Source organism: Streptomyces sp. MMG1121 (assembly GCF_001280015.1).
Lineage (GTDB): Bacteria > Actinomycetota > Actinomycetes > Streptomycetales > Streptomycetaceae > Streptomyces.
The window spans coordinates 1-8,465 of sequence record NZ_LGDV01000269.1 but is presented as its reverse complement, the minus strand read 5'-3'; the positions used below and the strand labels follow the sequence as shown (position 1 = coordinate 8,465).

General features: G+C 70.8%; 2 protein-coding genes. Both read right to left on the bottom strand.

The window, feature by feature from the left end; genetic code table 11:
* Positions 1-1,263, bottom strand: a 1,263-nt coding sequence (locus ADK64_RS42005) for a beta-ketoacyl synthase N-terminal-like domain-containing protein (RefSeq protein ID WP_199829863.1), incomplete at its 3' end; no start/stop codon positions are given.
* Positions 1,264-1,307: 44 nt separating this feature from the next.
* Positions 1,308-8,456 (bottom strand): type I polyketide synthase, encoded by a 7,149-nt coding sequence (locus ADK64_RS42000; protein ID WP_053667533.1) that lies wholly within the window; start codon positions 8,454-8,456, stop codon positions 1,308-1,310.
* Between the last annotated feature and the right edge of the window lie 9 nt (positions 8,457-8,465).

Here is an 8,465-nt window from a genome sequence, read left to right as displayed (position 1 = left end):
CGCCGACCAGTCCACCTTCGGCGACGGCTCGTCCACATGCAGCGTCCTCGGCAGCACACCGTGCCGCATCGCCTGCACCATCTTGATCACACCCGCCACGCCCGCGGTGGCCTGTGTGTGACCGAGGTTGGACTTCACGGAACCGAGCCACAGCGGCCGCCCGGCCGGCCGGCCCTGGCCGTACGTCGCCAGCAGCGCCTGCGCCTCGATCGGATCACCCAACGACGTACCCGTACCATGCGCCTCCACCGCGTCGATGTCCGTGGCGAGGAGCCCGGAATTGGCCAGCGCCTGACGGATGACGCGTCGTTGCGACGGACCGTTGGGCGCGGTGAGCCCGTTGGACGCGCCGTCCTGATTCACCGCGCTGCCACGCACAACCGCCAGCACATCGTGGCCGTTTCGGCGAGCGTCCGACAGGCGCTCGAGAAGCAGCAGGCCCACACCTTCGGCCCAGGCCGTACCGTCCGCGCCCGCCGCGAAGGCCTTGCAGCGTGCGTCGGCCGCCAGGCCCCGCTGCCGCGAGAAGGCGACGAAGGCGCCCGGCGTGGCCATCACGGACACACCGCCGGCGAGCGCGAGCGAACACTCACCGCTGCGCAGTGCCTGGGCGGCCAGGTGGATGGCGACCAGTGACGACGAACACGCCGTGTCGATGGAGACGGCAGGCCCCTCGAAGCCGAAGGCGTACGAGACCCGGCCGGAGGTGACTGCGCCGGCGCTGCCCGTCAGGGCATACCCTTCGGCGCTGGACTCCCCGCTTTCCAGGCTGGGGATGTAGTCCTGCGGCTTGGTACCGGCGAACACACCCACGTTGCGGCCGCGCAGCGACATGGGGTCGATGCCGGCCCGCTCGAAGACCTCCCACGACGTCTCCAGCAGCAGCCGCTGCTGCGGATCCATCGCCAGCGCCTCACGCGGGCTGATTCCGAAGAAGGCGGCGTCGAAGTCGGCCGCGTCCGTGACGAAGCCGCCCTCCCTGACGTACGACTTCCCGGGGCGCTCCGGGTCAGGGTCGTACAGCCCGTTCACGTCCCAGCCCCGGTCGGTCGGGAACGACGAGATGCCGTCGGTGCCTCCGGCGACCAGGTCCCACAGGTCCTCGGGCGAGGACACATTTCCCGGGAGGCGGCAGCCCATGGCGACGATCGCGATGGGTTCCGTCTTCTCCGACTCGACCTCGCGCAGTCGCTTGCGCGCCTGGCTGAGGTCGGCGAGGGCTCGCTTGAGGTAGTCGCGCAGCTTGTCGTCGTTCGTGCTCATCGAAATTCCTTCTGCTCAACAGGTGTGGGGGGCCGGCGCTGCTGTCAGGAAGAGCCGAGCTCGCTCTCCGCGAAGCTGAAGAGTTCGTCGTCGGAGGCGGATTCGAGGTCGAAGTGCTCCTCGTCCTCCACAGGGGCACCGGACGACGCACACCGGGTCGCCAACGCCTGCAGGCGCTTGGCCGTCTGTGCCATCACGTCATCGTCCGGATGCATCGTGCTCAACGCCGCTTCCAGCCTGTCCAGTTCAGCGAGTACGGACACCGGCGAGTCGCCCAGTTGCTCCAACAGGACGTCAGCGAGAGCGGCCGGCGTCGGGTAGTCGAACACCGCCGAGGCGGGGAGTTGGAGGCCCGTGGCCGCCATGAGCCGGTTGCGCAGTTCCACGCCTGTGAGCGAGTCGAAGCCGAGTTCCTTGAAGGCGCGGTCCGACGCGATGGCGTCCCGCTCTCGGCGGCCCAGTACGGTCGCGGCGTCGGCGCTCACCAGGTCGAGCAGGGCGCGCCGTCGCTCGGGCTGCGGCATCGTGGCCAGCCGGTCGGCCAGGGACTCCCCCGCCGCGCTGCCGGTGCCGCCGGCGACACCGGTGCGGACGGTCCGGCGCGGCCTGCGGACCAGGCCTCGCAGCATCGACGGCACGTGGTCGGCCCCCGCTTGTGCGGCCAGTGCGGCCAGGTCGAACTTGACCGGTATCAGAGCCGGTTCGTCGGCACCGAGACCGGCGTCGAAAAGCGCCATGCCCTCCTCGACGGACAGGGACCGGATTCCGCTGCGCCGCATACGTGCCCGGTCGGACTCCCCGAGCGAACCCGTCATGGCACTCGACTCACCCCACAGGCCCCAGGCCAGCGCCACGGCCGTGAGACCCTGGGCACGGCGCCACTGGGCGAAGGCGTCCAGGAACGCGTTCGCCGCCGAGTAGTTGCCCTGCCCCGCACCGCCGATGACGCCGGACGCGGAGGAGTAGAGGACGAAGGCGTCCAGCTCCAGGTGCCGCGTCAACTCGTGCAGCGCCAACGCCGCGTCGACTTTGGGCCGGTACACCGCCGCCAGCCGATCCGGTGTCAGGCCCGCCATCACACCGTCGTCCAGGACACCGGCGGTGTGCACCACACCCGACAACGGCACACTGGCGGGGACCTGTGCCAGCAACTGGGCCAACTCCCCGCGATCGGCCACATCACAGGCCGCCACGATCACATCGGCTCCGGCCCGCTCCAACTCCGCCTTCAACTCCATGGCGCCCGGAGCGTCCAGACCCCGTCGGCTGGTCAGCAGCAGACTCCGCACACCATGCACCGTGGCCAGGTGCCGGGCAACCTCAGCACCCAACGTGCCGGTTCCACCTGTCACCAGCACCGTGCCACCCGGCCGGAAGACCGGCCTTCCAGGCCGCCCCGCCACGGCACGCACCAGTCGGGGCACGAACATCCCGTCCGACCGCACCGCCACCTGCGGCTCACCCGACTCCAGGACACCCGCCAACACCGCACCAGCGGGCACTGCACCGTCCGCCGCCACATCCACCAGAACCACCCGGCCCGGGCTCTCCGCCTGCGCCGAACGCACCAGTCCCCACACCGCGGCCGCCACTGGGTCGACCACTTCGGCCTCATGCTCGACAACCACCGCGCCCCGCGTCACCACCACCAGCCGACCCCCGGGCGAAGACGCGAGGAAGGACTGCACACCCGAGAGAACGCCAGCGGTCGCCTCGTGCACGGCCTCGGCGTCCAACGCGGCCGTCCGTACCTCCAGAAGCTCCATTTCGACGGCGTCCGCACCATCACGCACCGGCAGAGGAGACCACTCCACCCGGAACAGCGAATCACCGCCGCCACCGGACACCTTCAACTGCTCCTCGGTGACCTCCCGCAGCACGAGCGACTCCACCGACGCCACCGGAGCGCCCTCACCATCCGCACCGTAGACGTCCAGGCGCAGCGCGTCGGAACCGGTCCCGGTCGGCGTCAGGCGGATCCGGACGGCCGGGGCACCGGCGGTGTGCAGGGTCACTCCGTGCCACTCGGCGGACAGGCCGGACAGCCCGGTCGCATGGACCGCGGCCTCCAGGAGTACCGGGTGAATGCCGAAGCGTCCCGCGTCGGCAGCCAGTTCCTCGTCGAGTGCGAGTTCGATGTACTCCCCCGGTGTCCCGGCGTCACCACTCGATGCGGGAATCACGCCGGAGGGCGTGAGCGTACCGGTGGCATGGCGGGTCCAGGGCTCGTCGCCCTGCTCGGAGCGGGTGTACACGCCCACCGTGTGATGTCCTGCGTCATCGGCGCCCCCGACGGAGACCTGTACACGGAGGGCTCCCGTGGCGGGCAGCACGATCGGTGTCTCGATCGTCAGCTCGCGCACCGTACCGGCACCGACCTCGTCGCCCGCGCGGATCGCCAGTTCGACCAGGGCAGCTCCCGGCACCATGCCCGTGCCCGGCAGTGAGCCCTCGACCAGCCAGGGCTGGGCCTTGCGCGACAGCCGTCCGGTGCACAGCACACCTCCGGTGTCCGGCACTGCCATCACCGCGTTGAGCAGCGGGTGGCCCATCGACGCATCGGTCGCCGGTGCGGTGGCTGCCAGCCAGAAGCGCTGCCGCTGGAAGGCATAGGTGGGCAGTTCCACACGGTGCGCACCGGTACCGGAGAACACCTTCTCCCAGTCGACATCGACACCGCGGGTGTGCAGTCGGCCGAGGGTGTTCATCAGTGCCCGGACCTCAGGTACGTCCCGCCGCAGCGACGGCACACACTCCTCCGCCACCATCCCCGACAGCACACCATCGGGACCCAACTCCAGGAACGTGGAGACGTTCTGCTCCCGCAATGCCCGCACGCCGTCGTGGAAACGGACCGTGCCCCGCACATGTTCCACCCAGTACTCCGGCGAACACAACCGCCCCGTGTCCGCCACCTCACCGGTCAGATTCGACACCACCGACACAGAGGGCTCGTGGTACGTCAGTCCTGCCACCACCTGGCGAAACTCTTCCAACATCGGTTCCATCAACGGCGAGTGGAACGCATGGGACACCCGCAGCCGCTTCACCCGGCGCACCTCGAAGCGGGCCAACACCGCCTCGACCGCATCCTCCACGCCCGACAACACCAGCGAGGTCGGACCGTTGACCGCGGCGATGCCGACGCCCTGGGTCAGCAGCGGCGTGACCTCGTCCTCCGCCGCCTCGACCGCGACCATCACACCACCGGACGGCAGCGCCTGCATCAACCGGCCACGCGCCACCACCAGAGTCGCCGCGTCCGCCAAGGACCACACACCCGCCAGGTAGGCCGCCGTCACCTCACCAATCGAATGACCCCCCAGGAAATCAGGCGACACACCCCACGATTCCATCAACCGGAACAACGCCACCTCGACCGCGAACAGTGCCGGCTGCGCATACCGCGTCTCGTCGAGCAGGTCACCGCCCTCGAAGACCACATCCTTCAACGAACGGCCCAGGCCCTCGTCGACCACTGCGCACACGGTGTCGAAGGCATCCGCGAACACCGGGAAGGCCCCGTACAGTTCACGCCCCATCCCCACCCGCTGCGATCCCTGCCCCGTGAACAACACACCCAGACGGCCGGAAGCCGCTGTGTGCGAGCACACCGACGCGAGCCCCTCCAGCGCCTCCTCCTGCGAACCCGCCACCACCACGGCACGGTGATCGAAACGAGCACGGGTCGTCGCCAGCGAATACGCCACGTCGGTCAGATTCAGCCCGGGGTTTTCGTCCAGGAACCCGGCCAGCCGGGCCGCTTGGGCGCGCACCGCCCCTGGTGACCTGCCCGACACCATCAACGGCACCGCGCCGTCCGGGACCACCGCACGCTCCGCCGGAGCCGCTGATTCAACCCCCTCCAGGATCACGTGCGCGTTCGTCCCGCTGATACCGAACGCCGACACACCCGCACGCCGCGGACGGTCCACCTCGGGCCAGACCCGTGGCTCCGTCAGCAACTCGACCGCACCCGCGGACCAGTCCACCTCCGACGACGGGGCATCCACATGCAGCGTCTTCGGCAGCACGCCGTGCCGCATCGCCTGCACCATCTTGATCACACCCGCCACGCCCGCGGTGGCGCCGGTGTGACCGAGGTTCGACTTCAGGGCTCCGAGCAGCATCGGCCGGTCCTCCGCGGAGCGCTCCTGGCCGTACGTCGCCATCAGCGCCTGCGCTTCGATCGGATCCCCGAGCGACGTGCCGGTACCATGCGCCTCCACCGCGTCCACATCGGCCGCCGACAGACCCGCGCTCGCCAACGCCTGCCGGATCACACGCTGCTGCGAAGGACCGTTCGGCGCGGTCAACCCATTGGATGCACCATCCTGGTTCACCGCGCTTCCCCGCACCAGGGCCAGCACCTCGTGGCCGTTGCGGCGGGCGTCCGACAGGCGCTCCAGGAGGACGACTCCGACGCCTTCGGCCCATCCCGTGCCGTCCGCGCCCTCGGCGAACGCCTTGCAGCGTCCGTCCGGAGCCAGGCCCCGCTGTCGTGAGAACTCGACGAAGACGCCGGGGCTGGACATCACGGCGACGCCGCCGGCCAGGGCGAGCGAGCACTCTCCGCTGCGCAGCGCCTGCATCGCGGAGTGCATCGCCACCAGCGACGACGAACACGCCGTGTCGATGGTGAGCGCGGGTCCCTCCAGGCCCAGGATGTACGACACGCGGCCGGAGGCGACGCTGCCCGCACTGCCGGTCAGCGCGTAGCCCTCGGTGCCCTCGGCACCGCCGCCGAGACGTGGGGTGTAGTCCTGGGCTCCCATACCGGTAAAGACACCGACGTCCTTGCCCCGCAGTGACGTCGGGTCGATGCCCGCACGCTCGAAGACCTCCCAGGAGGTCTCCAGCAGCAGCCGCTGTTGCGGGTCCATCGCCAGCGCCTCACGGGGGTTGATGCCGAAGAACCCGGCGTCGAAGTCGGCGACGCCGCGCAGGAAGCCGCCCTTGCGGACGTAGGTCGTGCCGGGGGCGTCCGGGTCGTCGGAGAACAGGCCGTCCAGGTCCCAGCCGCGGTCGGCGGGGAAGTCGACGAGCGCGTCGCGGCCCTCGACGAGCAGGGTCCACAGGTCCTCGGGCGAGGTGACACCGCCGGGAAGGCGGCAGCTCATGGACACGATCGCGATCGGGTCGTCGGTTGCGACAGAGGGTGCGACGGCGGGCAGGGCTGCGGCGGCACGCTCACCGACGAGTTCCGCGCGGAGGTGGTCGGCCAGCGCCCTGGGGCTCGGGTAGTCGAAGACGAGGGTGGCGGGCAGACGCAGTTGTGTGGCGGCGTTGAGCCGGTTGCGCAGTTCCACCGCGGTGACCGAGTCGAACCCGATCTCCTTGAACGCCCTTTCCTCCTCGACGCCTTCGGGGTCCGTGTGCCCGAGGACGGCTCCGGCCTCGGTTCGCACCAGGCCGACCAGCAGGCGTTCCTGTTCGGCTGGTGAGAGCCGGAGCAGTTCGGAACGGAAGGCGGACGCGTCGGTGCCGGGGCGGTCCTCGGTGCCGTCGGCGAGGAGTTCTGCGACCTCGGGCAGGCCGCGCAGCAGCGGCCGGGGACGGGAGAGGGTGAAGGCAGGGGCGAAGCGGGTCCAGTCGATGCCGGCGACGACCACGTGGGTCTCGTCGTGTTCGACTGCTTGTACCAGTGCGGCGACGCCGAGGTGGGGCTCCATCAGAGAGAGGCCGAGCTTGGCGAACTCGCCCGCCATCGAGGCGTCGACCATGCCGCCGCCGTCCCAGGCGCCCCAGGCGATGGAGGTGGCGGTCAGCCCGCGGGCGCGACGGTGCTGGGCCAGCGCGTCGAGGTGGGCGTTGGCTCCGGCGTACGAGGTCAGGCCGTTGCTGCCCCAGGCGGCGGCGCCGGAGGAGAAGAGGACGAAGGCGTCGAGTTCACGGTCGCCGAGAAGGTCGTCCAGGTGACGTGCACCGGCGATCTTGGCTCGGCCCATCTCGGCGAACTGCTCGACCGTGATCCGGGACAGTGGTGATTCGGTCTGGGGCGCGCCGGCGAGGTGCAGGACCGCGCTCAGCGGCAGTTCGGCGGGGACGGTGTCGAGGAGGGCTGCGACCGCGTCGCGGTCGGCGACGTCGCAGGCGGTGATGGTGACCTGCGCGCCGAATGCCTCGAGTTCGGCGCGGAGTTCACCGGCGCCGGGCGCGTCGGGGCCGCGACGGCTGGTCAGCACCAGGTGTTCGGCGCCGTGCTCGGCCAGCCAGCGGGCGATGTGGGCGCCCGTGCCGCCCGTGCCGCCGGTGATCAGGACGGTGCCGCGCGGGGTCCAGGGCTTGGTGGCCGGGGCACCGTCCAGCGGGGCGCGGCGCATGCGGCGGGCGTGCAGGCCGTCGGGGCGTACGGCGAGTTGGTCCTCGTCGTCGGCTCCGGAGAGGGCGGTGCACAGCAGGTCAAGGGTGCGCGGGTCGGGTGCATCCGTGCCGGAGGGCAGGTCGACGAGGCCGCCCCAGGTCCGCGGGTGGTCCAGTGCCAGGACGGTGCCGATGCCCCACATGACGTGCTGGGAGACGTCGGTCAGCTCGGCGGGGTCGGCGACGGCGACACCGCCGGACGTGACCGCCCACAGGGGTGCCTCGATCTCGGCGTCGCCGAGGGCCTGGACGAGGGTGACGGTGCCGATCGTGCCGCGCGACCAGGTGGGGTGATCGGGGTGCGGTCGGCCGTCGAGTGCGAGGAGCGAGACGATCCCCGTGACAGGCTGGTCGGGCAGGGCGGCGGCCAGCGCCTCCCGGTCGGTGTTCGCGGTGTCGACCTCGACGCGTACGGTCTGCGCGCCGCGCTCGGTGAGACCGGCGGCGACGGCCTCGGCGAGCGGGTCGTTGTCGGTGCCGACAGCTATGAGCCAGGTGCCGGAGAGGGTGCCGGTGGTGTCGATCCGGTCCCAGCCGAGGTGGTAGCGCCATCCGCCGACGACGGACCGTTCCCGTCGGCGGCGGCGCCAGGAAGAGAGTGCGGGCAGGACTTCGTCGAGTACGGAGGCGTTGAGCTGGAAGTCGTCGGCGAGGGCGTCGGTGTCGCCGGCCTCGATCGCGGCCCAGAAGGCGGCGTCGGCGGGGTCTGCCTCGACGGCGGGAACGTCGTTCGCATCGAGCCAGTAGTGCTGGTGTTGGAAGGGATACGTCGGCAACTCCACCGGCCGCGCGGACCCCACGTCGAACACGGCCTTCCAGTCAACGTCCACACCCCCCGC